Genomic DNA, 24272 nt, shown 5'->3' on the forward strand with positions numbered 1-24272 from the left:
ATGTAGTAGAAGTCCTTGCGGCTTAGCGGTATTCCGGATTCTCGAAATCAAAACGGGTGCCGGCTTTCCACTCCGCAGGCAGGTTGCCATAGTCAGGGATTCCGCCGGCGTCCCGAAGGATCTTGGCCATGTGGAGCAGGTTCCAGGTCATGAACGTGGTGTTCCTGTTAGTGAAATCACTCTCGGGGCCACCCGATCCTTCGTCCAAATAGCTGGGGCCAGGACCCACGGGACCGATCCACCCGGCATCGGCCTGGGGCGGGATCGTGAAGCCGACGTGCTGGAGGCTGTACAGCACGTTCATGGAGCAGTGCTTGATGCCGTCCTCGTTGCCGGTGATGAGACAACCGCCCACTTTCGGGTAGAACGCCCACTGGCCCTGGCTGTTCAACTCGCCGGAATGGGCATACAACCGTTCGATCAGCTTCTTGGTCTGCGACGAATTGTCTCCCAGCCAGATAGGGCCCGCAACCACCACAATGTCGGCTTCCCGCACCGCCGGGTAGAGGTCTGGCCATTCGTCGGTCGCCCAACCATGTTCACGCATGTCCGGGTAGACACCACTGGCGATGTCGTGGTCGACCGTGCGGATGAGCGTGGTGGAAACGCCCTGCTTCTCCATGATGGCGCGGCTGATCCGAATCAGGCCATCGGTATTGCTCAGCTGCGGCGAGGGCTTAAGGGTGCCGTTGAAGAAGACGGCCTTCAGGCCCTCGTAGCCTTGGGGCTTGAGGTTGGTGGTCACTATCTGCTCCTTTTGCTGGTTGCTATGCGGAACGTACAGTGAGACCTCTTGTCAGGGGACCCTGTTGAGGAAAGCCGAGGCGTGCGCTTCGAGGGCCTTGCCGCTGGCAGCGACATCCCAGCGCCACAGGAGGTTGCCGTCAACCAAGCCGAAGATCCGGGTAGCTGCGGTGTACTCCTTGGAGTGGCTCCCGCGCATCACCATGTCGGTGCTGAGCTGGATCTGGGGACCCTTGATCTGGCCATAGTAGAGCTCGGTGATACCGCCGGGATGCGCAATCGAGACGGAGATGTCGAAGCCGCCATCTTCATTGCGGCGTTCTTCCACCTCGTCCGCGGTCTTGAGCACAGGGACAATATCGGCCGGGATCAGACCCGGGCCGCCGTCGCCCTCTTCAAGCTTCCGCTCCAAAGCCCAGAAGCCCGTTTCAACCGTCAACGGGCGCAGCTTTGCGCCGGCGTCGTCACTGAGCCAGGTTTCGGCCCTGTACTGCAAGTACGGAAGGCCGTTATGGGTGAAGGAGACATGCTGGACGAAATGCTCGGAATCCTCGTCACCACTGCCTAGCCGTCCGCGGCCTTCCCACTCACCAATGAGCCAGGAAAGCGGGACGAGTTCAGGCGTCAGGTCAGTTGGGATCTCAATAGGCACAACGGCAACCTTGCTTGGACTGCAGAACCAAAAGTCCTACTTCTGGCCCTGGAACAGACGGTAAACGACAAAACCAGCAAACCATGCCATCGCGACACTTGCCAGGCCGAGGAGAACGAGGAAGAAGATTTCAAATGCGAGTACAGACATGATGCCATCCTAACCGTTAGTAGATGAGAAGTTTGTCGATGAAGTACGCCAAGGCGCCCACAGCCCATACGGGTGCCACACCCATGCCCACCGCAGCAGCAATGTTAAGCCTGCCGCGCCTCAGCGTGGTCATCCTCCGGAAACACACCAGCACCGATCCGACGACGACACCCACCAAAGCTGCGGGAAGTACTGCGATATCAGAGAAGACAAGTCCAGCCAGGGGACCCATCAGCCCAGCCATGACCACGCCCAGTGGGGCCACGATGCGATCAGGCCAGCGGATGATCCCCACCAGCAGGGCAACCGCAGCGCTCAGTCCCGCCACAAGGACCATTTCCTTAACGCCATTGAAACGGGCGCCCGCAATCCAGCCTGCGCCGAGGCAGTTCAACAAGACACCTGCGCAGCAGCCAAGAGTGGATTCAAGTCGCTGCGCCTGGCCCGTGCCTCTGACCAGCTGGACGACGAATACTGCCATGACGCCCAGGGCAACGAAAGCGGGCGTGCCATCCAGAAAACCCGGTGCCGGCATATAAGCGGCGGCCACCGCCGACCCCGCACCCGATAGCCCAATGACGGTGGCCAGGGTCTTCTTGGCTGGAACCGCAAGGAAATGCGGCCATCCAATACCCACGGCCGCGGAAGCGGCGATACCTACCCCCACCATGGCCTCCCGGGAAACGAAGGTGCTGGCCACGATGGCTGCGAGCGCCACGAGTCCGAATACCCCGATGCTCCAAGACTTCACTGTGTGCCGACCTCAATCCGATGCGCCTTACGACCTCTCGACAATCCTGCCTTAACCCAGCCCAATATGTCGTAATTCCGCCCCCTGCCCGTCACGAATCCCTGTCTGGCGGGGCCCAGGTGGGTATACTCAGACTTCAACGGCGCACAGTGTATGCCTTGATCCCGTTACAACGGGCAGAGGCGGCCTGCGTGCTGTGACCGACCGGTGAGACTCCGGTTTCGACGCCCGATGATGCGCGTAAAGCCCATTGGAGGAACTATGTCGCACATCCTGCTCCTAACGAACAGCACCGGCTCTTCGGTGGACATTCTGCCTGCCTTGGAACTGCTGAACCACCGCGTGCACATCCTCCCGGCCGAACCCACGGCCCTCCTGGAAACTGATCCCACGGACATCGTCTTCCTGGACGCCCGCAAAGACCTGGTGGGTGCCCGCTCGCTTACCCAGTTGCTCAAGGCGACCGGCCTCAGCGCGCCCCTGATGTTGATCCTCACCGAAGGCGGCATGGCTGCCGTGTCGTCGGCGTGGGCTGTAGACGACATCGTGCTGGACTCCGCCGGGCCCGCCGAGGTCGAAGCGCGCATCCGACTCGCCATGGCGCGTGCTGTCACCGGTGAAGAGGAAACCCAGACCGAGATCCGGGCAGCCGGCGTCGTTATTGATGAGGCGAGCTACACAGCGCGCGTCAACGGCCAACCGCTCAACCTGACTTTTAAGGAGTTCGAACTCCTCAAGTACCTGGCACAGCACCCGGGGCGGGTGTTTACCCGCCAGCAACTGCTGACCGAAGTGTGGGGCTACGACTACTACGGAGGCACCCGGACCGTGGACGTCCACATCCGACGCCTTCGCGCCAAGTTGGGCGTGGACCATGAAAACCTGATCAGCACCGTCCGCAACGTCGGCTACCGGCTGACGTTGGTTCGCCTTCCCGACGATGAACTCTCCGAGGCCTGAGCACGTTTGGTGTAGGACCTGATGCACAAAAGAGGCCGGAATCCCTGCGGATTCCGGCCTCTCCTTTGTTTTGTTGTGGAGGACATACGGGTCGAACGTATCGAGGCCACCCCACTGGTGGATCCCCCTCGCGTTGACTGCTGCGGACTGGCCGCAAAGCCGAACGAGATACCGAGACTATCCCTGTTTTGCAGGGACTTCAAATCCCGGTGCTTGCCCGGGCCGTATAGCCTTGCATCATGAGTCACGCGCACCCTGAGAACTGGCCCGTACTGATCATCAACGGCGCCTTGGACGCCGAACTCCTCAAGGACTTCACCACCCTTGCTGCTGCCGCGGAGGAATCCGATGGGAACCCTCCCCTCTCCGAGCAGACCCTGGTGATGTTGCGTGGCGCCGACTCGGGGGAATCCTCGGTTCTGTCCTTTGCCGTGTATGCCCCGGACGAGGATTCCGATCCGGCGACCGGTGAAGATCTGGCGGGGATCGCCGTCGTGGTTGAAGACCCCGATGCAAGCGGCGTGTTGGAGCTGGCGGTCCACCCGAGCTACCGCAATCAGGGCGTTGCAGGCCGGCTCCTGGCCGCACTCCAGGAAAAGCGGAGCCTGGATGGCCTCAGTGCCTGGTCCCACGGAAACCATGAAGCCGCTGCGGAGCTTGCCACCCGTTTCGGTTATGGTCCGGTGCGTGAACTGTGGAAGATGAGGCTGATGTCGTCGGCTTCTGCCCTGCCCGACGCCGGCCTTCCGGACGGTATGTCGCTGCGCGCCTTCGTGCCGGGCCAGGATGAGCAGGCATGGCTTGCCGCCAATCGGGCGGCGTTCTCGCACCACCCCGAGCAGGGTTCGATGACCCTGGCGGACCTTGAGGCCCGCAAGTCCGAAGACTGGTTCGATCCGCAAGGCTTCCTGCTGGCGGTCAACGCCGACGGTGAGCTGCTGGGCTTCCACTGGACCAAAGTCCATCCCCGGCAGGGTCCGCACCCGGCCATCGGTGAGGTATACGTAGTGGGGGTTACCCCGGCAGCCCAGGGCCTGGGCCTCGGCAAGGCCCTTACCGTTGCCGGAATCACCTACCTGCAGGGGAAAGGCTTGCACGCTGTGATGCTCTACGTGGACGCCGACAATGAGGCAGCGGTAGCCCTGTACCAGAAGCTCGGCTTCGTTCGGTGGGACACCGATGTGATGTACGGTCCGGTCGCCAAAGATTAACCTGGCGCGAATGCCGGGGACATCTTGGATTCGGGCATCGAAATTGCTTGTAATGTGGGAGGAAACCCCGTCCTGAGCTTAGGAGAAACCCATGCAGCCGGACCCCGTCGGCACCGCCGGATCCACCTCGAAGGGCGCTACGTTGCCTCCGCGCTTCGGATCATCGGAGGTCCCGGCCTCGCGAGCCACCCAAGACCGCATCGACATTCCTGAGTTCGCGCCGAGCCTGGAGCCTGAAGGGGACATCTCCCCGGACCGGTTCCTCGATCGCGAGCTGAGCTGGCTCGCGTTCAACTCCCGGGTTCTGGAACTGGCCGAAGATCCAGACCTTTACTTGCTGGAACGCGTCAATTTCCTCTCCATTTTTGCCTCCAACCTTGACGAGTTCTTCATGGTGCGGGTGGCTGGCCTCAAACGCCGTATCGCCACCGGGCTTGCTGTCCCGTCCCCCGCCGGGCTGAGCCCCATCGAGGTACTGGAGCAGATCGGAGACGAGGCCCACAAGCTGCAGGAACGCCACGCGCGGGTCTTCGCTGAACAGATCCGCCCCGCCTTGGCCTACGAGCACATCCACATCATGCACTGGAATGAGTTGGATGAAGACGCCAGGCACCGGATCAGCATCATGTTCCAGGAAAAGGTCTTCCCCATCCTGACCCCGCTGGCCGTGGACCCCGCCCACCCGTTCCCTTACATTTCCGGGCTTTCCCTGAACCTGGCCGTGATCGTGAGCAACCCGATCAGCGACAAGGAGCTCTTCGCCCGCGTGAAGGTCCCGGACCAGCTCCCCCGGCTGATCTCCGTGGACGGGCCCCGTGCCGGCGCCATTCCCGGGCGCGTGGCCCGCTTCATCGCCCTCGAAGAAGTTATTGCCGTGCACCTGGACAAGCTGTTCCCGGGGATGGAAGTCCTGGAGCACCACACCTTCCGCGTCACCCGTAACGAGGACCTCGAAGTAGAAGAGGACGACGCCGAGAACCTCCTCCAGGCCTTGGAGAAAGAACTGTTGCGCCGCCGTTTCGGTCCTCCCGTGCGCCTGGAAGTCACCACGGACATCAACCCGAACATCAAGGCGCTGCTCATCCGTGAGCTCGGCGTCGAGGAGTCCGAGGTCTACTCCGTGCCTGCTCCCTTGGACCTGCGGGGGCTGTCCGCGATCAGCGGCATCGACCGCGCCGACCTTCACTACCCCAAGCACGTGCCGCACACGTCGCGGTACCTGAACGAATCGGAAACGTCCAAGGCGGCCAACGTCTTTGCCGCGATGCGCCGCAGGGACATCCTCCTGCACCACCCGTACGACTCGTTCTCCACCTCGGTCCAGGCCTTCCTGGAGCAGGCCGCGGCGGACCCCAAGGTGCAGGCCATCAAGCAGACCCTGTACCGGACGTCCGGCGACTCCCCCATCGTGGACGCCTTGATTGATGCAGCCGAGGCCGGCAAGCAGGTCCTGGCCCTGGTTGAGATCAAGGCCCGCTTTGACGAGCAAGCCAACATCTCCTGGGCACGCAAGCTGGAACAGGCAGGCGTTCACGTGGTCTACGGCATTGTCGGGCTGAAGACGCACTGCAAGTTGTCCCTCGTTGTCCGCCAGGAAGTGGACGGCCTGCGCCGCTACTGCCACATCGGCACCGGCAACTACCACCCGCGCACTGCCCGGTACTACGAAGACCTTGGCCTGTTGACCGCCAACGAACAAGTGGGCGAGGACCTGTCCAAGCTGTTCAACCAGCTCTCCGGCTATGCGCCCAAGTCGACGTTCAAGAGGCTGCTGGTGGCGCCACGCTCGGTGCGCGCCGGGCTGGTGGAGCGAATTGAAACGGAAATCCGGAATGCTCGCGCGGGGATCCCGGGATTGGTGCAGATCAAGGTCAACTCGATGGTGGACGAAGCCATCATCGATGCGCTGTACCGCGCCTCGCAGGCTGGCGTGAAGGTCGACGTCGTCGTTCGCGGTATCTGCTCGTTGCGCCCGGGGGTCCCGGGACTCAGCGAGAACATCACCGTCCGCTCCATCCTGGGACGCTTCCTGGAACACTCCCGCGTTTTCGCTTTCGGTAACGGCGGCGAGCCTGTGGTGTACATCGGTTCGGCCGACATGATGCACCGCAACCTGGACCGTCGTGTGGAGGCCCTGGTGCAGTTGGCCAGCAAGGAAGACACAGCCACGGTCATGGACCTGATGCGCCGCTACGTCGACGACGGAACAGCGAGCTGGCACCTGGACAACCAAGGCCACTGGACGCGCTATCACCAGGACCCTGACGGGAAACCACTGCTGGACATGCAGTCATGGCTCCTGGAATCGCGTTCGCGGCAGCGCGCATCGGCACGGCGGTAGAGAAGCAGTTGAACAGCGATACCCCAGTGGCCGATCAAACAGACCACCCAGGCGAGACGGTGGCCGTTGTTGCGGCCGGAGCCATCCCTTGGCGGGTCAACAAGGGTGCCCTTGAGGTGCTCCTGATCCACCGGCCACGCTACGACGATTGGTCCTGGCCCAAAGGAAAGCTCGACGCCGGCGAAACGGTTCCCGAATGCGCGGCCCGCGAAGTGTGGGAAGAGATTGGGCTCCAGGCCCCGCTCGGCATCCCGCTTCCACCCATCCACTACCATGTGGCTGCCGGGCTGAAGGTGGTCCGATACTGGGCCGTCAAGGTCAACGGTGCCCAGTTGCGCCCGGACGGCAAGGAAGTGGACAGCGTCATGTGGTGCAGCCCCGACCGGGCGGCAACGTTCCTGAGCAACCCGACCGATGTGGAGCCACTGGAATACCTTGAAAAGGCCCATGTCCGTGGCGAGCTGGACACGTGGCCCCTGATCTTGATCCGCCATGCCAAGGCCAAGCCCCGGTCCTCGTGGACCAAGGCCGAAGGCGATCGGCCGCTGGCAGCAACCGGACAGCGTCAAGCTGTGGCAGTCCAGCGTCTCCTCGGAGTGTGGAAGCCGCAGCGCATCGTCACCAGCCCATGGGTGCGGTGCGTCGCCACCATCGCTCCCTACGCCAAAGCCACTGGGGCGAAGGTGAAGCTGGTGGAGGCCCTGACCGAACACCACCATCAGCGCTCGCCCAAAAAGACTGCGGCCGCTGTTGAGGCGTTGTTCGACAAGCAGGTACCGGTCGCGGTTTGCACGCACAGACCCGCGCTGCCTACGGCGTTGAAACAGTTGGGGCAGCACATGCCGTCGGGTTTGCGGGCCGTGCTACCGACCACGGACCCCTATCTGGCTCCCGGTGAGGTCATCGTGTGCCAGGTCGCGCGGGGCGCAGACCGGAAGATCGTCTCCGTGGAACAGGTCAAACCCTTCGACGACTGACGTATGACTTGACCCCCGGGTCTTTGTGACGAATCGTAGGTACTTCGTTTCAAAGACTTGGGGGTCTTGTTGTGGTTGCAGTGCCCACGCTGTTCTTCCTGGGACCGGTTGTCGGCGCTGCCGTGGTGTACCTGTTCCTGCGGATGCAGGTCTGGTCCAGGCCCGATGCCCAGTCCGTGGCCTCGCATGGGCTGTGGGTGGGAGTCATCGGCTGGATGGCCAGCTCACTCCAAGGGGCCATGAACGCGGGGATCCTGCACGGGAATCCAACGTTGTCCTCTGCTCCGGCAACCGCTGAAGAGATCGGGACCGCCCTGGCATGGCCCATTCTCGCCTGCCTCGGCGTCCACGCCCTGGGCCAACTCAGCTACCCAAGATCCAAGGGAGAGCACAGGTTCGCCAAGCTGCCGATCTGCAGGGTCCGCGACTTCGTCCCCCGGAAACTCGCCTGGACCACAGCGGCAATATTCGCGTTAGCGGCCTTGGTCATTGCGTGGATCGCCACACTTCCTGGTTACACTCCGGTGGCCCCCTCAGCTACCCCGCCGGAGCCCCAGAACGTCAACACCGGGTACTACGGCCAAGGACAGGACGGCAGGATTCCTGGCTGGGAGCTGGTTGTGTGGCTCGGAGGCGCGCTGCTGGTCCTCGCCGCCGGAACCGGGCTGTTGCTGCTGTTGATCGCGCGTCGCCGTCAGCTGGCAACACTCGACGCCGACGACGACCGGACCCTCCGTGCCATCGCCGCCAACCGGCTTCTACGCACCGTGGCAACCATTGCGGCCGGCCTAGCCAGCATCGCCGGGAATTTCGCGGCACAACCAGAACCCGGACCCTCCTGGCAATCGTCATGGTTCAATGCCCTGGGCTTCGTCAATATGGCCGTACTGCTGGTGATGTTGTGGTGGGGGGTTCCATCCATGCCCTCGCTCCTCTCTGCAGGTCAGTCCACCAGCGTCCGGGCCCTCCGTGCTGATCCCGGAACTCACGGAGCAGCCCGGCTCAGCATCAACATCGGGGTTATGCTCGGCACACTTGGAGGGCTGGCGGGAATCGGCGGTTTGGCTGCAATGTACGCCTTGACCCAGCCCCAGAATGCGTGGGTAGCGCCCCTCGTACTGGGGCTGGCGACCGCGCTCCTTCTGGCAACCATCTGGGGAGGAGCCCTGCTGATGGGACGAAACTACGGCACCCCAGGGGCACCTGTCAGGTGGCCGCTTAGCCCAGTATCCCGCGGGCTGTCGTATTACGCCTTGGCCAGTGCACTCGTATTTCTTGCCTCCATCACCTTCATGGTGGCAATTTTCGACGGACAACCACTCGGTGAGGCGGCATGGCCAGCTGCCTTAGCCGCCACCCTGGTGGTCGCTGCGGTAGGTGCCCTGGCCACTCACGCCGCCCGCCGACGTCGTGGTATACCCGACGGCGACGGCGGCTTGGACGCCGCATTGAGGGCAATCTCGATGTACCGGATCGTCAGGACGTTGAGCGCCTATTGCCTGGGTCAAACGGCTCTTCTCCTCATGACTTCAGGAAATATCTGGTACCAGCTGTTCCTCCCCGCCCCAGGGGTTTACCCGCTCGGGCCAAGCCCCGCCGTCACCATCGGAATGGTCCTGGCAGCGATAGCGGTCATCACTGCCATTACCCCTGTACGCGGGCTCATCCGCACTATTCCCCGCGACCGACATGCCAACTCCATGACGGGCAACCCGCCCCGGCAAAGTAAGCTGGACCCGTGAGTATCCCCACCCCCTATGAAGACCTTCTGCGCGACGTCATGGCAAACGGCACGCACAAGTCGGACCGCACCGGAACCGGTACGCGCAGCGTTTTTGGCCGTCAGTTGAGGTTCGATCTTGCCGAGAGCTTCCCGCTCATCACTACCAAGCGGGTCCACTTCAAGTCTGTGGCAGTGGAGCTCCTGTGGTTCCTGCGCGGCGACTCGAACGTCAAGTGGATGCAGGACCAAGGCGTCTCCATCTGGGACGAATGGGCGGATCAGGACGGCGAACTCGGCCCGGTTTACGGAGTCCAGTGGCGTAGCTGGCCAACCCCCGACGGTGGACACATCGACCAGATTTCCGAGGTCATGAAGGGCCTGGCCAGCAACCCGGATTCACGGCGCCACATCGTCTCCGCCTGGAACGTTTCCGAGCTCAAGGACATGGCCCTGCCCCCATGCCATGCGTTCTTCCAGTTCTACGTGGCCGACGGAAAGTTGTCCTGCCAGCTGTACCAGCGTTCGGCGGACACATTCCTGGGGGTCCCCTTCAACATTGCCTCGTACGCCCTGCTGACGCGCATGGTCGCGCAGCAATTGGGACTTGAACCCGGCGAATTCGTTTGGACGGGAGGGGACGTCCACGTCTACGACAACCACGTGGACCAGGTTGCCGAGCAGCTCACCCGCGAACCGTACGAATACCCGCAACTGAAGATCCTCCGCAAACCAGACTCGATCTTCGACTACACCCTGGATGACTTCGAGGTTGTGGACTACCGGCACCACCCCACCATCAAAGCACCGATCGCCGTATGAGCACTCCTTCCGCCGACGTTCCCGCGCAGCTCCCGGGCGTCATCTTCACCCAGGAAACGGCTGCCGCGATGACCGGGATCGGAATGGTCTGGGCCCAGACCAAAGCTGGCGTGATCGGCAAGGACGGCAGCATGCCGTGGCACCTTCCGGAAGACCTGAAGCACTTCAGCCAACTCACCACCGGTCACCCCGTCATCATGGGCCGCAAGACATGGGAATCATTCCCCGCGAAGTATCGCCCCTTGCCTGGGCGCACCAACATCGTGGTGACACGAAACGCTGAATGGTCCTCCACGCCCGAGGCGGAGGGTGCACTTGTTGTTTCGTCACTTGATGAGGCCCTCCTGGAATCCCAGTTCGCGCCAGGCGGCCAGAAAGTATGGATCATCGGCGGCGCCCAAATCTTCGAGCAATCCATGAACCTCGCCAACCTCGCAGTGGTCACCATCATCGACACCGATGTGGAGGGTGACACGTACGCACCCGAACTCGGTGATGACTGGACCTTCGACACCATGGCGCCGGCCGGGGGGTGGCTCACCGCCAAAAACGGCACAAACTACCGGTTCACCACGTGGCGCCGGAACGAAAGCTAGGAAAGCCTGCATGTTGAAAAAACCTGAAACCCTTTTCGTGCTGGGCTATATGCTGCTGCCGCTCTTCGCCCTGATCTCCGCCATCGTGGGCCTGACCATGATCCTTGGTGGCAACAAGATCGTGGGCATCATCATCCTGGTGGTCGTGACCCAGGTATTCGCGTTTGGGTCATTCTTCGCCTTACGGGCACGTAAAGCCGCGCTGGTGCAGGAGCATAAGGCCGGCAGCTAGCGTTTCCAGCCGCCCGCGGTGGGGTGGGGCCGGCCGCCGGGCGGGGTGCCGTCGTCGTGCGTCGCTGCCGTGACGTAACCAACAGCGGCAGTTCGCTCCGAAAGTTTAGACTGGGTGAATGACTACAGCAGCTAATCCGTCCGTTGGACTGGTCGGTTGGCGTGGCATGGTCGGCTCTGTCCTGATGCAGCGCATGCAGGAAGAGAACGACTTCGCCAACATCAACCCGGTATTTTTCTCCACCTCGAACGCGGGAGGTGCCGCCCCTTCCTTCGCTGGCGGGGCAGGCAAGCTCGAGGATGCGTTCGATATTGAGACGCTGGCCAAGCTGCCGATTATTGTCACCGCCCAGGGTGGGGACTACACCAAGCAGGTCCACGGCGAACTCCGGAGCCGTGGCTGGGACGGCCTCTGGATCGACGCTGCCTCCACCCTCCGCATGAACGACGATTCCATCATCGTGTTGGACCCCATCAACCGCGACGTCATCGACGCAGGCCTTTCCGGTGGCGTAAAGGACTTCATCGGCGGAAACTGTACGGTTTCCTGCATGCTGATGGGCCTCGGCGGCCTCTTCAAGAACAACCTCGTGGAGTGGGGTACGTCCATGACGTACCAGGCAGCTTCCGGTGGCGGTGCCCGCCACATGCGTGAGCTCCTGAACCAGTTCGGCACCCTCAATAACGAGGTCAGCAGCGAGCTGGAGGACCCTGCCTCGGCCATCCTCGAGATCGACCACAAGGTCCTGGCGGCACAGCGCACCGGCGTTGACGCCACCCAGTTTGGCGTCCCGTTGGCTGGCTCCCTGATTCCGTGGATCGATGCCGACCTCGGCAACGGCCAGTCTAAGGAAGAGTGGAAAGCCGGAGTCGAAACCAACAAGATCCTCGGCACCGGAAACGGCACCGCAGGCAAGGACCACATCGCCATGGACGGACTCTGTGTCCGCATCGGTGCCATGCGCTCCCACTCGCAGGCCCTAACGCTCAAGTTGCGTGAAGACCTGTCCGTCACCGAGATTGAGAACCTCCTCGCCAAGGACAACGAGTGGGCCAAGGTTGTTCCCAACACCAAGGAAGCTTCCATGGCGGACCTGACCCCAGTAGCCGCGTCCGGCACGCTGGACATCCCCGTGGGCCGTATCCGCAAGCTCGAAATGGGCCCGGAGTACATCAGCGCCTTCACTGTAGGCGACCAGCTCCTGTGGGGTGCGGCCGAACCGCTCCGTCGCATGCTCAACATCGCGACCGGCAAGCTCTAGGTTCCGCACGCTCACCCACTTCGCTAACCCGCTGTTCCGTTGCTGCCCCGCAACGGAACAGCGGGTTTTCGACTTCCTGCCTTAGCCAAGGCGGTTTTGAGTAGGCGCTCAACTTCCCAAGGCCTACTGAGGTCTTCCCACTCGATCCTGAGGACATTCCATCCCATTGCCATCAGGGCTTTCTCCCGCCGCCGCTCCTGAAATATGACGTCCTCGGTTGGGGCATAGTCGAAGTACTTGGCTCGACCATCGAACTCAAGGATGAGCTTGTGGTCCCTCCAACCGAAGTCTCCCCTGTAGGTTCCGATTGGCGTGGTGACCTCTACCTGAAGGTCTGCGCCGACGATGCCGCGCCGGTCCAAGAGCACACGGGTACGGGTCTCCCCCACTGATTCGGACCTCCCATCCATTGCCTCCAGGATCCGCCACAAACGTCGGGCACCCCGCGTGATCGCTCCGCTACTGAGATAATCCCGCATCACCTGCGGATCAGCACCCTTTCGAAGACCTTGGTCCGCGATGACCAAGGCCCGCTCAAAGTCCAAGGTCCGCGCACAGTCCACCACGGTGCGCTCAATGCTGGTGACCGGGATGGGCCGTTGCCACGGTGCCAGCACCTCGACGATCTCAGCCCCAGGCAGCGGGCCTCCGTGCGCCTCAACGTCGTCACCGGAACTCCCTTGGGCCGGGGAAAACGGTGTGGTGACGTGCACGCGGGAACCACTGTCCCAAGGGGAGCATCCGTGCAACCGTGCGGCACTGGCATGACTGTAAACACTGGTTGTACGCGCGCCGCGGTGATGCGCCTCTATCCTCAGCAAGTCCTGCTCCCATGGCTTCCGCCGATGCCAATCCTGGGCCCTGACGTAGGCCCCACGTCGAAGCCTGATGAGTTTCCCGGAGCGGACGCCCGCGGTCAGCACCCGATCACTAAAGCCCAGCCCGGACAAGTCTGCTGTTGTGGCTACCGAGGTGCCGGGCCAGAGCTTCGAGATGTGTTCGTCAAGTTTCTTTGTTTGCATCTGTCCATCGTGTGGGGCGAAGGGATGCCTCACCATGGCCCAGTTCCCGTATGTGGATAACCTCGATCAGCTCGTCGGAGTCGGGGCGCCGAGGAGTGCCCGAGGCCCACACCCCACGCAGAGCCGTTGCCAACCCACACCCACGTCGCTGGCCAACCACGGATCAGCGGGCAAGCAACGGATCACCCCAGCCCCGCCCGGCCCCGTGCCCCAGGCCCACTTCCCAGCCAGAGCCGTTGCCAACCCACACCCACGTCGCTGGCCAACCACGGATCAGCGGGCAAGCAACGGACCACCCCAGCCCCGCCCGGCCCCGTGCCCCAGGCCCACTTCCCAGCCAGAGCCGTTGCCAACCCGCTCCCACGTCGCTGGCCAACCACGAAACAGCGGGCCAGCCACGGATCTCCCCAGGCCGGCCCACGCCTCAGCTCGCCATGAACTGCACGTATGCCCGTCCCTGGGCCTGGAACGAGCGCTCGGCGGCGGGTCCAAGCGCTCCTGCAAACGGTTCCGGAACCACGCTGAAGGCCTTGGCGGAGCCCGAACGGGCCCAGGTCCCCACCACTTCGCCTCCGGAAACGATGATGCGCTTGAAGACGCCGTTATTCCCGGGCACCACGCGTTCGGCGCACTTCGGGGCGAGAACCAGGCTTCGGTCCTGGTACCCGAGAAGGTATTCGTCGAACCCAGGCAGTGCCAGCAGCGAGCGGGAGCCGGGAACGCCGTCGTCAAGCATTGCTGCCGCTTCGGGTGACAGCCAATAGCTGGCGCCGCGGAACTGAAGCTCGACCAGGCGGTCCCGCACGGATGCCAGGGCAGCGCGGGCCTCGGTGAGCGGCACTTGGCTCCACCACCCAAAGTCCTTGATGGTCGCTGGACCGTGGCCCCGGAAGTAGCGGAAGAGAAGCTCGGCAATCCCTTCGTCACGGCCCAGATCCCTGGACTTCGGAATCCAGTCGTCGAAGGGGACAAACAGTTGCTGGACACCGGCTTTACCGCCCGAGGCCGCCATGGGCCCTTGGACGAGCCATGCTTCACGGCACAGGCTTCCCAGGAGGTGGATGCCGCGCTGGGACTTAGTTACCTGGCCGGCTTCCTCAAAAGCCTGGAACAGCTGCTCGCGGGTAGCCCCGGCGGCGCCCTCGCCTCTTTTGAGGACCTCGACGGTTTTATACGCTATGTCGCGGCAGTGGCTAATGTCGTCGGCGGTGATGCCCAGTTCGCGGTGGCGGCCCGCCACCATGGTTGCCAGCCGACCGCTGGTGATACCCAGGATCCAGCGCAAGTCTTCGGGTGCGAGCAGGTGCAGGGTCCCGCGCATGGGCCAGGAGCGAACCACCGTCCCGGCGTCGAGGGCTGCCCGGACGTCCGAGGCCGCAACACCGGGCACCCGTTGCCCAACAGCCCAGAAAGCCATCCCAAGGTCCTGGGCTTGCATGGCCGTCATCCAGCGTACGGCATCGGCGATGCCAGGGAAGCCACCAGCAAGAAGGCCCTGGCTGGCGAGCCGGAGCCGGCCCATGACGCGGGGAGTCAGCGGTGTAGGCATGCTTCATCCTAAGAGCGCACGCGGGCACAGGGAACCTTCCCATGCCTCCCAGCCGTCACCCAGCAGGGGAACCTAGGATGAGTTCATGCTTTTTGGTGACCTCGCTCCGTTCGTGCGGCCGATGAGCCGGTGGTTGGCTACCGCCGGCTGGTTCTGCACGCTCGTTGGACTTGGTGCCGGGCTGATCGTGGCCGTCGGGACCGGCGTCAGCCTTTCCCCATCGATGCAGGCCATCCAAACCGTCAGTCTGGTCGCAACGGCTACGGCCGCGCTCCTCATAGGAACAGCTGCGGCCAGCCAGCCCGTGTCCGATCGTGATGATGACGCCCCCGAGCCGTGGTTCTACCCGGCCGCGGCCGCCCAAGTCCGCAGCTTCCTGCTCGGGTCTGTTGTCATGCTCCTGGGCTTGGTGGGCTTTGCTGCAGCCGGGCTGTTCATGCCGAGTGGTCCCTCGCCCCAGAGCATCGCGTTTAGCCAGATATTCCTTCTGGGCTCCATCAGTTGCGGGTTGACGTTCTTGCTGCTCAACAAGGTCCTGCCGATCGCCGAACGGCGAACGCGCTAGGAGCGCAGAGGAGCGGGATCCCGGGAGTATTCGGCATCCATGGAGCCGAGAGCCAACCCCGGGCGAACCCGCAACGCGTCTTAGAGGGACACGCCGATCAACAGCGGTTCCGGGTGCAGTTCAATACCAAAACGCTCGACGACGCCGGCCCGCACCTCGCGCGCGATGGCAACCATATCCGCGGCTGAGGCCGAACCACGGTTGGTGATAGCCAGCGTGTGCTTGGTGGACAGTGACGCCCGGCCCCCGGAAACGCTGCCCTCTTCGAGCCCGAAACCCTTGCCGAACCCGGCTTGGTCGATCAGCCACGCAGCGGAGAGCTTCACCAGTCCATCGGTTCCGGCGGGGTACTGCGGTGCGTTGGCGGGCAGCCCTGCCGCGCGCTCCGCGGGCACGATCGGATTGGTAAAGAAGGAGCCCGTGGAATAAGTGTCCCGATCCTCTTTGTCCAGGACCATCCCCTTGGACGCCCGGAGCCGGAGAACTTCACGACGGACATCGTTGGAGTAGGCGCGCTTGCCTGCCTCCACACCCAGCACCCGGGCCAGCTCTGCATAGCGGATAGGGGCACTCATCCGGCCCAGCGGCAACTGGAACTCGACCGTCAGGACCACGTAGCGCGGCGACCCGTCGACGGTGGTCTGCTTCAGGATTGAGTCGCGGTATCCGAACTTGAGCTCGGAGTTGGTGAAAGTCTGCACAGCGTTGCGTTCACGGTCCCATGTCCGCACGGCCGCAATGGTTTGCGATACGTCAGCGCCGTAAGCTCCCACGTTCTGTACGGGCGTGGCTCCCGTGGCACCCGGAATACCGGAGAGTGCTTCCAGGCCGGACCATGCGTGAAGGACGGCGTGCTGCACCAAGGCGTCCCAGTTGTGGCCGGCCTGCACCACGACGGACACGCCACCGCAGCTGTCCTCGGAGTTCACCGTGAACCCCTCGGATGCGATCTTCAGGACTGTACCGGGGTATCCGTCGTCCGAGATCAGGAGGTTGGATCCACCGCCGATGATCAGGAGTTTCTCGCCTGCAGCGTCAGCCGACCGAACGGCGTCGATGATTTCAGCCTCGGTGCGGGCCTCCACAAAGTTCCCTGCGGGGCCGCCAACAGCGGATGTGGTCAATTCGGAAAGCAGCGTCTGGGTCACCAATCAAGCCTAACGGGCTTCGTTGGGCTGCATGGACTTCCCTGTGGTTTGGCCAGCGAGGGGAGCCAGGAAGAAGCTGACAACGAGCATCACAAGAGGCGCGAGCAGCGAATGGAGGATGCCAAAGTGTTCAGCCAACAGCCCCAGGAGCGGCGGTCCGCACAGAAATGCACCGTACCCGATGGTGGAGACGACGGAAACGCGGGCGGCTGCGTGCACCGGGTCATCGGCAGCGGCTGACATCCCCACCGGGAACCCCAGCGAGGCCCCGAGGCCCCACACAGCCAGCGCCACGAAAGCAAGCCACGGCACGGGCGAAAAGACAAAAAGCGCCAAACCCACGACGGCGGTGGCCGAGCACCACCGCATCACCACTACCCGCCCAAAACGGTCGAGGATGGCGGTGCCGGCGAAGCGTCCAATGGTCATGAACGTGACGAACAGGCCGTAGCCAACCGCTCCTGCCGCGTCCGACTGGCCGTAGCCGTCGGCGAGTGCCAAAGCCACCCAGTCTCCCGCGGCGCCTTCGGCCAAGGCCAGACCGAGGACCAGTACGCCGATCAGCAACGTTCGACGGTCACGCCAGGCAAGGGCCACAAGCCGTTTGTTGTCCAGTGGTGCAGCGGCGGCGCCGGTTTCCGCGGACCCCGGGGTGATGATGGGCAGCGGACCGGTCGAGGGGTCCTGGAAGGTATCGGTCTCCTCCGAACGGTGAGCGCGGGCCGGCGCCGCGGTCTTCTCCGCCCGGAAAAAGAATCCTGCGGCCACCACGGAACCAGTTACCACGACACCCGCGATCAGGAAATGCCAGAACACGGCCAGGTGCACGGCGGCGGCCCACGCACCAAACCCCGCAGCCGCGACAGTACCCAGGCTGAAGGCGCCGTGGAGGTGCGGCATGACGTGCCGTCCCAGTGCCCGCTCCATTGCCGCGCCTTCGACGTTGGACGCCGTGTTCCAGCTGGCCGTGCCAAGGCCTAATACCACCAACCCCGTGGCAACAACGATGGGGTTCGCCGCGATTGAGGCCCCCACACCAACAGTGACCAAGCCTGCCCCCACCATGCAGCTCCCGATCCAGCTGGTGAGTTTAGGGCCGAGCCGCAGCACGATGAGTCCGGACGCGGAGATCGAAATGAACGACGCCACAGTCATGCACATGAGCAGGAGCCCGATGCCACCGGGTGTCAGGTCCAATCCGTCACGGATCGCCGGGAGCCGCGACACCCAGGTGGCGAACGCAACGCCGCTGGCCGCATAGGACGTCAGGACAGCGACGCGCCACTGGAGCATCTGGGTCGCAGTGGCGAGTTGCAGGGAATGGTTCGGTTGGTTCAAGAGACCTTCACGACCGCCTGCGACTTCATGAGGACTTTCTGTCCGCCGGCGACAACAGTGAGATCGATACGGGCGGTGCGGGCCTCGGCGTCGAGGGCCCCCACCACGCCGGTGACGTCGATGACGGCGCCGGCTTCGTCCGTGCCGGTGGTGTCCGTGACCAGGACAGGTTTGGTGAAGCGGGTCTGGTAATCGACCACGGCGGCCGGGTCGCCCGCCCAGTCGCTCACCAGTTGCACTGCGGCTCCCATGGTGAACATGCCGTGCGCAATAACTCCGGGCAGTTCAACCGAGGTGGCGAAGGCTTCGTTCCAGTGGATCGGGTTGAAGTCTCCTGAAGCCCCGGCGTACTTGACCAGATCCTGGCGGGTGACGTCGATGCTGCGGGTGCCGATTTCCTGGCCAACAGAGAGTTCTTCGAATGTGGGGCTCATGGTTACTGTCCCTCTCCGCGGACCAGAATGGATGAGGTGGTGGTGGCGACCTTTTCGCCCGCCTCGGTGGAAATTTCGGAGCGTGTGGTGATCATGGCTCCTCCGCCCATGGCCCGGACACCGTCAACGTGCAGTTCGGCCACAAGCCGGTCACCGGCAACAATGGCGCGGTGGTGCGTGAACCGCTGGTCGGCGTGGACCACGCGGGAAAAGTCAATGCCCGACTCGGGGTCCTGTACAAGCTGCGCGTCAGCGCGCTGGGCGACGATGATGGCGAAGGTTGGCGGGGCTACGAGGTCGCGGTGTCCGAGGGCTTTGGCCGCGTCCACGTCAAAATGCGCGGGGTTGGTAGCCTTCACGGCTTGGGCAAATTCGCGAATCTTTTCGCGCCCGACGTCGTATACCTCTGCGGCAGGGTAGCTTCGGCCCTGCAGGTCCGGATTGATACTCATGATCCAACCCTATCGGCCCGCAGGGTTGGTTTACTTCCTGTAGTCCTTGCGGATTTTCTGGCCGCGGACCACGAGCCCCGCGACGTGCAGGAGCAAGCCCACACCGATCAATGGGAGCGATGCCAATGCCAGTCCCTGGTTGCCGGACGTGTTGCCCACGATGCTCAGGATAATTCCGGCGGCGATCAGGCCCATGGCGCCAAAGACCAGCACTTTGTAGGACGTAGGGGCGGTGGCCCAGAATTGTTCAAGCACCGTCCAAGTCTACCGGCGCCCCGAGGGGGCTAGAAAAGCGAGTCCTGCAGGGCCGGGATCTCCGTGGTGTGCGGGCCGAACTCCACTTTGCGGCCCTTCAAGGCACCAAGGTCTGCCACGAAACTGCCCTCTACCTCGTTCCCCGAAGCGTCGGGAAGGCCAACCAAAGCGATCGCTCCGGACAGCGAGCGGACCCGCAAACCGTGCCCGCCGCCGTCGAACGTTACCGGGTAAGGGTGGCGAAGGCCGGTGCGCGCGTTACAGAGGGTATCGGCCAGCGCGGGCCTCTCCCACTCTTCCTCCACAACGGAGTAACCGGTCATGGCCAGGCCGCCCAACAGTTCCCGCACACGCCCGGCATGCTGGCAGTTCACAGCGGCAAGCTCGACGCCGGTACGCGGCTCCACCAGTCCGGTCACCTTGGCTGCCGAACGGACCTGCTGGACGAGGCCGAGGTCGCGGGTAACAAGGTCCTCAAGGACGCGAACAATGCGGCCGTCCTCCGCGTGGGCCACGTAGGAGGCATGCACGGCGCCCTGTTCAGCCAGGCGGTTCCACTTGCGTGGCGCGGAAGCCGTTCCAACTTTGGTGGCACCGTTCGCGAAGGTGGCCACGTAGAGCCAGTGCGGTTGCATGAGGTACGCCCTCAGTCCGGACGGGACGGAGCCGCCGCGGTGGAAGTCATGCATCAACCGCGAATCGTCCCGCGCAAAGCAGGCCCCGCATTGTTTGCCCCGCTCCGCCGGCGAACCACCGGGGCACGGAACGTGCGTGCGCTCGCCGGGTCCGTGAACCTTGGTGTGGCCAAGGCACCACAAACCGGGGGCAACGCGAAGGCCCAGGGACGCACCCTGGGCCAACGCCACTTCAGAAAACTCCGCCTGCGGCGCCCACAGCCATAACGCAGGGACGGCAGAGTCCCAGGCGACTCCGTGGACCAGCATGCCTACAGGGAAGGCTGGACTCCGAAGGCCACTGCGAGCTTCATGATCTTCTCGGCGCGGCCCAAACGCGGAAGGTCGGAACCATCGCGGATCACGCGGCCGTTGGCTTCGAAGTCATTCATGAAGTCAGTGGCCCAGGCGACGTCCGACGGCGTGGGGCTGATGACTTCGTTGATGACCGTGGTCTGGTCGATGGCCAAGCAGAGCTTGCCGGTCATGCCCATGGTCACGGTGATGCCGGTCTGCTCGCGGAGGATCGGGTGGTTGGTACCCACCGTGGGTCCGTCGATGGGGCCCGGCAGGTTACCGACGCGGCTGGCGACAACCAGCTTGGCACGCGGGTACGCCATGGCTTCCGGTGTGGCGGCCATGCCGGTGTCGCGGCGGAAATCGCCCGAACCGAACGCGAGGCGGAAGGCTCCCTGCGCGCGGGCAATGTTGTTGGCTTCCTCGATGCCGAGGGCGGACTCAACCAGCGGAATAACGGGCGTCTTGCCGTCCATGCGGTGGTAAGACTCGGTGACCTGGTCAGCGGACTCGGTCTTGGCCAGCATCACGCCCAGAAGTCCGGGCGTGCCGCGCAGTCCGGCAAGGTCATCGGCCCAGAACGGGCTGGTGGCGTCGTTGATGCGGACCCATGCCTGGCCACCGGCGGTCAGCCAGTTCACCACGTTCTCGCGGGCGGCATCCTTCTGGGATGGGTCCACGGCGTCTTCAATGTCAAGGATGATCGCGTCGGCCCGCGAACCCGCAGATTCATCAAAAAGCTCCGTTTTCATGGCATTGACAAGAAGCCAGGAACGGGCGATATCGGCGGGAATGTTGCGGGTAGGCCGAATGGACTCGGCGGCGATGCTAGACGTCATGTATCTACCGTATCCGTCCAGCGTGCCGCAAGGCGAAGAATTCCGCCCGGTTGTGAGGATCAATACGAACTAAACCCCATATGACTGTGGGGTCCCGCAGTATGAACGCCCGACGACGGTACCCGCCAGTCATATAGGTCCCACCGGACGCTGTTGTTCACAGGGCTCAACGCGGCGTCTTGTGTCCCCCGGTTGCCGGTAATTGCCCTGGATTTCCTCCCGTGTCGGGCTGTTTCGCAGCGTTTCCAGGCGTTACCCGATCGCTTTCCACCCGGCGTCGAAATGGGCTTTCATCGTTCCCAAGCCGTTGCACGGGTTTCCAAACTCCTGCATCGGCCGACCACCCAACACCCCCATCATCTGAAAGTAGCTCCCATGAAACTGCATCTGCCCCTCCTGAGCGTCGCGGCCGCCGTCGTACTAGCGCTGACGGTGTCCGGCTGCGGCGGTGCAGCCGAAGCCGGACAAGCCAACCAAGCAGGCAACGAAGTCAAGGAACTGCGCTACCAGGGCTCAGCGAACAATGTGACCTTCCCCGAACTTGCTGCGGACCTGGGCTACCTGGGCGACCTGAAACTGAACTGGGTGGGCAACACCACCAGTGGGCCCCAGGACATCCAGTCCGCTGCGACCAACCAGACCGACTTCGGCGGCGCGTTTTCCGGCGCGGTGGTCAAGCTCATCGAAGCCGGAGCCCCGGTCAAAGCCGTAGTCAATTACTACGGCTCGGACGAGAAGACGTTCAGCGGCTATTACGTCAAGGCGGACAGCACCATCAAGGAGCCCCGGGACCTGATCGGCAAGAAGATCGCCGTGAACACCTTGGGCGCCCATCATGAAGCAGTCATCAACACCTGGCTTACCAAGAATGGACTGAGCGCGGACGAGATCAAGCAGGTCCAGCTTGTCCCGTTGGCACCGAACGACACCGAGGAAGCCATCCGCCGCGGCCAGGTTGATGCTGGAACACTCGGCGGCGTACTGCAGGACCGGGCTATCGAAGCAGGCGGACTCCGCTCGCTGTTCAGCGATGTTCAGCTGTTTGGAAACTTTGCAGGTGGCCAGATCGTGCTCCGCAACGACTTCATCGAAAAGAACCCGAACGCCACCCGCACCTTCACCACAGGCGTGGCCAAAGCGATCAAATGGGCCGCCGAGACGCCGCGTGAGGAAGTCATTGCGCGATACACCAAGATCATCGAGGGCCGCGGCCGCAATGAGAGCACGGCCAACCTGAAGTTCTGGAAGAGCCCCGGAGTCCCTGACGCCGGCGTGATCAAGGACGAGGACTTCACCCGCTGGGAGGCCTGGCTCAGCTCGGCTGGCATCGTCAAGGACAAGCTCACCCCCTCCAAGTACTACACCAACGAGTTCAACGAGCTCGCCGGCGACAAGAAGGGATCGTCATGACCTCCAAAATCAGTCTTCGGAACGTCACCAAGGAATTCACGGTCCGGGCCACCAAGACCACCGCCGCCACCCGGCTCACCGCAATCGATTCTTTGAGCCTGGACGTCCGCGACGGCGAGTTCCTCACCCTGGTTGGTCCCAGCGGTTCGGGCAAGACCACCCTGCTGGACCTTCTCGCCGGGCTGTCCACCCCGACCTCCGGAGAGGTACTGGTGGACGGCAAGCCCGTCACCGGGCCGGGCAAGGACCGTGCCGTGGTGTTCCAGCAATACGCGTTGTTTCCGTGGCGGACGGCCTCGGCGAACGTCTCGATTGGCCTCGAAGGCGTAGGCCCTGAAGGCAAGAAGCTGAACCGCCGTGAACGTGCAGCAAAAGCAAGCGAATATCTGGCACTGGTGGGGCTCGCCGGATTCGAGGACCGCTACCCGCATGAACTCTCCGGCGGCATGAAGCAGCGCGTGGCCATCGCCCGCAGCCTGGCCTACGAGCCGGACGTGCTGCTCATGGACGAACCGTTCGCAGCACTGGATGCCCAAACGCGCGAGCAGTTGCAGGACGAACTGCTCCGGATCTGGAAGGCCACCGGCAAAACGATCGTATTCATCACCCACGGCATCGACGAGGCCGTGTACCTCGGCGAGCGCGTTGCCGTGCTCAGCGCGCGCCCGGGGCGGCTCAAGGAGATCGTGGACATCAACATCCCCGACCGCGACGGCGACGAGGACATCCGTTCCCACCCCGCCTTCGTGGAGCACCGCCATCAGGTCTGGACACTCCTGCATGACGAAGTCCGTCGCGCCCAGGACGCCGGGCACCGCAAGATCCTGCCGGACGGCAGCGCACCGGACGAACCTGCGACCACCATCACTGAAAGGAGTGCGGCCTGATGACCACCACGCTGACACATCCGGAAACCGCAGCCTCCGCACCCGGCCAGACAACCGCCGTCGAACCTTCCGTGACGGCAGCCGCCGGGGAGAGCACGACGCCGGCACCCGGCAAAGCGCGCCGCGTCGCCGCAGTCCTTGGTTCAGCCGTATGGAAGTCCGCGGCGATCCTGGCGTTCCTGGCGCTGTGGGAGCTGGGGCCGACGTACTTGGCCAGCCCTTCCACACGTGTGTTCCTGCCGCCGCTGCATGAAGTGCTCCTGGCCTGGGGCAAGCTCTTCGAATCCGGCACCATCCAGGGCCACATCGCGGCCAGCCTCACGCGCTCGGTAGCGGGCTTCGGTGCCGCGCTGGTGGCGGGTGTCTCGTTGGGTTTGCTCATTGCCTGGTACGGGCGGCTGAACTCAGTCCTGAACCCGCTGCTGGAGCTGTTCCGCAACACGGCCGCACTGGCGCTCCTGCCGGTGTTCACGCTGCTGCTTGGCATCGGCGAGGAATCCAAGATCAGCATCGTGGCCTACGCGGCGTTCTTCCCGGTGCTGCTGAACACCATTGCCGGTGTAAAGACCGTGGACCCGCTCCTGATCAGGGCTGCGCGTTCGTTGGGGCTCAACAGCTTCCGGCTTTTCCAGAAAGTCATCCTGCCCTCCGCCGTGCCCACGATCTTCACGGGTATCCGCATGGCCGGTACCGCATCCATCCTGGTGCTGATCGCCGCCGAAATGGTCGGCGCGAAGGCTGGTCTGGGCTACCTGATCGTGAATGCACAGAGCAGCTTCCTGATCCCGGACATGTACGCGGGCATCCTCACGGTGTCCTTGCTGGGGCTCGGAGTGAACTTCCTGCTGGTGGCCCTTGAACGGCACTTCTCCCGCTGGCGGACCGCCGTCGGTGCGGCCGCTTCCTGAGTTTTTACCCGTGGCATCCCAGCCACATCCATCACTGAAATCACTGAAATCACTGAAATCACTGAAAGAAAAGGACA

Annotated in this window: 25 protein-coding genes; 13 read left to right on the forward strand and 12 right to left on the reverse strand. The window is 63.5% G+C overall.

Annotated features, from left to right (window positions below; genetic code table 11):
- Window positions 1–22: 22 nt before the first annotated feature.
- The 3 genes from J2Y68_RS08845 to J2Y68_RS08855 form a co-directional block, all read right to left on the reverse strand.
- Window positions 23–745 carry a flavodoxin family protein gene (locus J2Y68_RS08845; RefSeq protein ID WP_309992270.1) on the reverse strand — a complete coding sequence of 241 codons (723 nt, stop codon included), beginning with the start codon at window positions 743–745 and terminating at the stop codon, window positions 23–25.
- A gap of 51 nt (window positions 746–796) precedes the next feature.
- Window positions 797–1396 (reverse strand): nitrobindin family protein, encoded by a 600-nt coding sequence (locus tag J2Y68_RS08850; protein WP_309992273.1) that lies wholly within the window; start codon window positions 1394–1396, stop codon window positions 797–799.
- A 166-nt stretch (window positions 1397–1562) separates the two neighbouring features.
- The gene (locus tag J2Y68_RS08855) at window positions 1563–2297 is read right to left on the reverse strand and encodes a permease (RefSeq protein WP_309992276.1); all 735 of its coding nucleotides are present in this window, start codon (window positions 2295–2297) and stop codon (window positions 1563–1565) included.
- Window positions 2298–2558: 261 nt separating this feature from the next.
- Here J2Y68_RS08855 and J2Y68_RS08860 point away from each other — a divergent pair, with 261 nt between their 5' ends.
- The 9 genes from J2Y68_RS08860 to asd all read left to right on the forward strand — a co-directional run bounded on the left by J2Y68_RS08860 (window position 2559) and on the right by asd (window position 12417).
- On the forward strand, window positions 2559–3257 hold the full coding sequence (locus J2Y68_RS08860; RefSeq protein WP_090817688.1) for a winged helix-turn-helix transcriptional regulator: 699 nt from the start codon (window positions 2559–2561) through the stop codon (window positions 3255–3257).
- A 239-nt stretch (window positions 3258–3496) separates the two neighbouring features.
- Complete coding sequence (mshD, locus tag J2Y68_RS08865) at window positions 3497–4468, forward strand: mycothiol synthase (protein WP_309992280.1); 972 nt, start codon at window positions 3497–3499, stop codon at window positions 4466–4468.
- Between the two features lie 91 nt (window positions 4469–4559).
- Complete coding sequence (locus J2Y68_RS08870; RefSeq protein WP_211712097.1) at window positions 4560–6809, forward strand: RNA degradosome polyphosphate kinase; 2250 nt, start codon at window positions 4560–4562, stop codon at window positions 6807–6809.
- Between the two features lie 8 nt (window positions 6810–6817).
- Window positions 6818–7786: an NUDIX hydrolase gene (locus J2Y68_RS08875; protein ID WP_309992618.1), complete on the forward strand. Its 969-nt coding sequence runs from the start codon at window positions 6818–6820 to the stop codon at window positions 7784–7786.
- A 71-nt stretch (window positions 7787–7857) separates the two neighbouring features.
- Window positions 7858–9528 carry a hypothetical protein gene (locus tag J2Y68_RS08880; RefSeq protein ID WP_309992284.1) on the forward strand — a complete coding sequence of 557 codons (1671 nt, stop codon included), beginning with the start codon at window positions 7858–7860 and terminating at the stop codon, window positions 9526–9528.
- Window positions 9525–10328, forward strand: coding sequence for a thymidylate synthase (locus J2Y68_RS08885; RefSeq protein ID WP_309992285.1), 804 nt, complete (start codon window positions 9525–9527; stop codon window positions 10326–10328). The genes J2Y68_RS08880 and J2Y68_RS08885 overlap by 4 nt, the downstream gene beginning before the upstream one ends.
- Window positions 10325–10924: a dihydrofolate reductase gene (locus J2Y68_RS08890; RefSeq protein ID WP_309992289.1), complete on the forward strand. Its 600-nt coding sequence runs from the start codon at window positions 10325–10327 to the stop codon at window positions 10922–10924. Before J2Y68_RS08885 ends, J2Y68_RS08890 begins: the two co-directional genes overlap by 4 nt.
- A 10-nt stretch (window positions 10925–10934) precedes the next feature.
- Window positions 10935–11156 (forward strand): NF038396 family protein, encoded by a 222-nt coding sequence (locus J2Y68_RS08895; protein ID WP_309992292.1) that lies wholly within the window; start codon window positions 10935–10937, stop codon window positions 11154–11156.
- A gap of 118 nt (window positions 11157–11274) precedes the next feature.
- The gene (asd, locus tag J2Y68_RS08900) at window positions 11275–12417 is read left to right on the forward strand and encodes an aspartate-semialdehyde dehydrogenase (RefSeq protein WP_309992295.1); all 1143 of its coding nucleotides are present in this window, start codon (window positions 11275–11277) and stop codon (window positions 12415–12417) included.
- Between the two features lie 23 nt (window positions 12418–12440).
- On the opposite strand, the gene J2Y68_RS08905 is transcribed toward asd, so the two are convergent.
- A complete protein-coding gene (locus tag J2Y68_RS08905; RefSeq protein WP_309992298.1) occupies window positions 12441–13439 on the reverse strand; it encodes a DUF559 domain-containing protein in 999 nt (332 codons plus the stop codon).
- Between the two features lie 424 nt (window positions 13440–13863).
- Entirely contained in the window at window positions 13864–14988 is a 1125-nt protein-coding gene (locus J2Y68_RS08910; RefSeq protein WP_309992300.1) for a winged helix DNA-binding domain-containing protein, read from the reverse strand.
- 85 nt (window positions 14989–15073) lie between these two features.
- Between J2Y68_RS08910 and J2Y68_RS08915 the strand changes: the two genes are divergently transcribed.
- Entirely contained in the window at window positions 15074–15553 is a 480-nt protein-coding gene (locus tag J2Y68_RS08915; RefSeq protein ID WP_235517162.1) for a hypothetical protein, read from the forward strand.
- Window positions 15554–15633: 80 nt separating this feature from the next.
- On the opposite strand, the gene J2Y68_RS08920 is transcribed toward J2Y68_RS08915, so the two are convergent.
- Genes J2Y68_RS08920 through J2Y68_RS08950 form a run of 7 tightly spaced genes read right to left on the reverse strand, consistent with a single transcriptional unit; the run spans window position 15634 to window position 20990 of the window.
- Window positions 15634–16701, reverse strand: a complete 1068-nt coding sequence (locus tag J2Y68_RS08920) for a UDP-N-acetylmuramate dehydrogenase (RefSeq protein ID WP_309992303.1) — start codon at window positions 16699–16701, stop codon at window positions 15634–15636.
- Window positions 16702–16710: 9 nt separating this feature from the next.
- A complete protein-coding gene (locus J2Y68_RS08925) occupies window positions 16711–17994 on the reverse strand; it encodes an MFS transporter (protein ID WP_397334828.1) in 1284 nt (427 codons plus the stop codon).
- A gap of 41 nt (window positions 17995–18035) precedes the next feature.
- The gene (locus J2Y68_RS08930; protein ID WP_309992307.1) at window positions 18036–18473 is read right to left on the reverse strand and encodes a MaoC family dehydratase; all 438 of its coding nucleotides are present in this window, start codon (window positions 18471–18473) and stop codon (window positions 18036–18038) included.
- 2 nt (window positions 18474–18475) lie between these two features.
- Window positions 18476–18925, reverse strand: coding sequence for an FAS1-like dehydratase domain-containing protein (locus tag J2Y68_RS08935; RefSeq protein WP_309992310.1), 450 nt, complete (start codon window positions 18923–18925; stop codon window positions 18476–18478).
- A 30-nt stretch (window positions 18926–18955) separates the two neighbouring features.
- Window positions 18956–19180: a DUF3188 domain-containing protein gene (locus tag J2Y68_RS08940; RefSeq protein ID WP_309992313.1), complete on the reverse strand. Its 225-nt coding sequence runs from the start codon at window positions 19178–19180 to the stop codon at window positions 18956–18958.
- A gap of 29 nt (window positions 19181–19209) precedes the next feature.
- Window positions 19210–20124 carry a DUF2797 domain-containing protein gene (locus tag J2Y68_RS08945; RefSeq protein WP_309992316.1) on the reverse strand — a complete coding sequence of 305 codons (915 nt, stop codon included), beginning with the start codon at window positions 20122–20124 and terminating at the stop codon, window positions 19210–19212.
- Between the two features lie 2 nt (window positions 20125–20126).
- Window positions 20127–20990, reverse strand: a complete 864-nt coding sequence (locus J2Y68_RS08950) for an HpcH/HpaI aldolase/citrate lyase family protein (protein WP_309992319.1) — start codon at window positions 20988–20990, stop codon at window positions 20127–20129.
- A 375-nt stretch (window positions 20991–21365) separates the two neighbouring features.
- Between J2Y68_RS08950 and J2Y68_RS08955 the strand changes: the two genes are divergently transcribed.
- Genes J2Y68_RS08955 through J2Y68_RS08965 form a run of 3 tightly spaced genes read left to right on the forward strand, consistent with a single transcriptional unit; the run spans window position 21366 to window position 24195 of the window.
- A complete protein-coding gene (locus J2Y68_RS08955; RefSeq protein ID WP_309992321.1) occupies window positions 21366–22400 on the forward strand; it encodes an ABC transporter substrate-binding protein in 1035 nt (344 codons plus the stop codon).
- Window positions 22397–23287, forward strand: a complete 891-nt coding sequence (locus J2Y68_RS08960; protein WP_309992324.1) for an ABC transporter ATP-binding protein — start codon at window positions 22397–22399, stop codon at window positions 23285–23287. The genes J2Y68_RS08955 and J2Y68_RS08960 overlap by 4 nt, the downstream gene beginning before the upstream one ends.
- Window positions 23287–24195 (forward strand): ABC transporter permease, encoded by a 909-nt coding sequence (locus tag J2Y68_RS08965; RefSeq protein WP_309992327.1) that lies wholly within the window; start codon window positions 23287–23289, stop codon window positions 24193–24195. The genes J2Y68_RS08960 and J2Y68_RS08965 overlap by 1 nt, the downstream gene beginning before the upstream one ends.
- Window positions 24196–24272: the final 77 nt, after the last annotated feature.

Origin of the sequence: Paenarthrobacter nitroguajacolicus, assembly GCF_031455195.1 — a bacterium.
Classification (GTDB): Bacteria; Actinomycetota; Actinomycetes; order Actinomycetales; family Micrococcaceae; genus Arthrobacter; species Arthrobacter nitroguajacolicus_D.

Coding starts and splice junctions, on each gene's coding strand:
- J2Y68_RS08960 (WP_309992324.1), top strand. CDS start 22,397: ATGACCTCCAAAATCAGTCTTCGGAACGTCACCAAGGAATTCACGGTC.
- J2Y68_RS08910 (WP_309992300.1), bottom strand. CDS start 14,988: ATGCCTACACCGCTGACTCCCCGCGTCATGGGCCGGCTCCGGCTCGCC.
- J2Y68_RS08925 (WP_397334828.1), bottom strand. CDS start 17,994: ATGCTCCAGTGGCGCGTCGCTGTCCTGACGTCCTATGCGGCCAGCGGC.
- J2Y68_RS08950 (WP_309992319.1), bottom strand. CDS start 20,990: ATGACGTCTAGCATCGCCGCCGAGTCCATTCGGCCTACCCGCAACATT.
- J2Y68_RS08895 (WP_309992292.1), top strand. CDS start 10,935: ATGTTGAAAAAACCTGAAACCCTTTTCGTGCTGGGCTATATGCTGCTG.
- J2Y68_RS08965 (WP_309992327.1), top strand. CDS start 23,287: ATGACCACCACGCTGACACATCCGGAAACCGCAGCCTCCGCACCCGGC.
- J2Y68_RS08915 (WP_235517162.1), top strand. CDS start 15,074: ATGCTTTTTGGTGACCTCGCTCCGTTCGTGCGGCCGATGAGCCGGTGG.
- J2Y68_RS08935 (WP_309992310.1), bottom strand. CDS start 18,925: ATGAGTATCAATCCGGACCTGCAGGGCCGAAGCTACCCTGCCGCAGAG.
- asd (WP_309992295.1), top strand. CDS start 11,275: ATGACTACAGCAGCTAATCCGTCCGTTGGACTGGTCGGTTGGCGTGGC.
- J2Y68_RS08945 (WP_309992316.1), bottom strand. CDS start 20,124: ATGCTGGTCCACGGAGTCGCCTGGGACTCTGCCGTCCCTGCGTTATGG.
- J2Y68_RS08930 (WP_309992307.1), bottom strand. CDS start 18,473: ATGAGCCCCACATTCGAAGAACTCTCTGTTGGCCAGGAAATCGGCACC.
- J2Y68_RS08860 (WP_090817688.1), top strand. CDS start 2,559: ATGTCGCACATCCTGCTCCTAACGAACAGCACCGGCTCTTCGGTGGAC.
- J2Y68_RS08955 (WP_309992321.1), top strand. CDS start 21,366: ATGAAACTGCATCTGCCCCTCCTGAGCGTCGCGGCCGCCGTCGTACTA.
- J2Y68_RS08905 (WP_309992298.1), bottom strand. CDS start 13,439: ATGCAAACAAAGAAACTTGACGAACACATCTCGAAGCTCTGGCCCGGC.
- mshD (WP_309992280.1), top strand. CDS start 3,497: ATGAGTCACGCGCACCCTGAGAACTGGCCCGTACTGATCATCAACGGC.
- J2Y68_RS08890 (WP_309992289.1), top strand. CDS start 10,325: ATGAGCACTCCTTCCGCCGACGTTCCCGCGCAGCTCCCGGGCGTCATC.
- J2Y68_RS08870 (WP_211712097.1), top strand. CDS start 4,560: ATGCAGCCGGACCCCGTCGGCACCGCCGGATCCACCTCGAAGGGCGCT.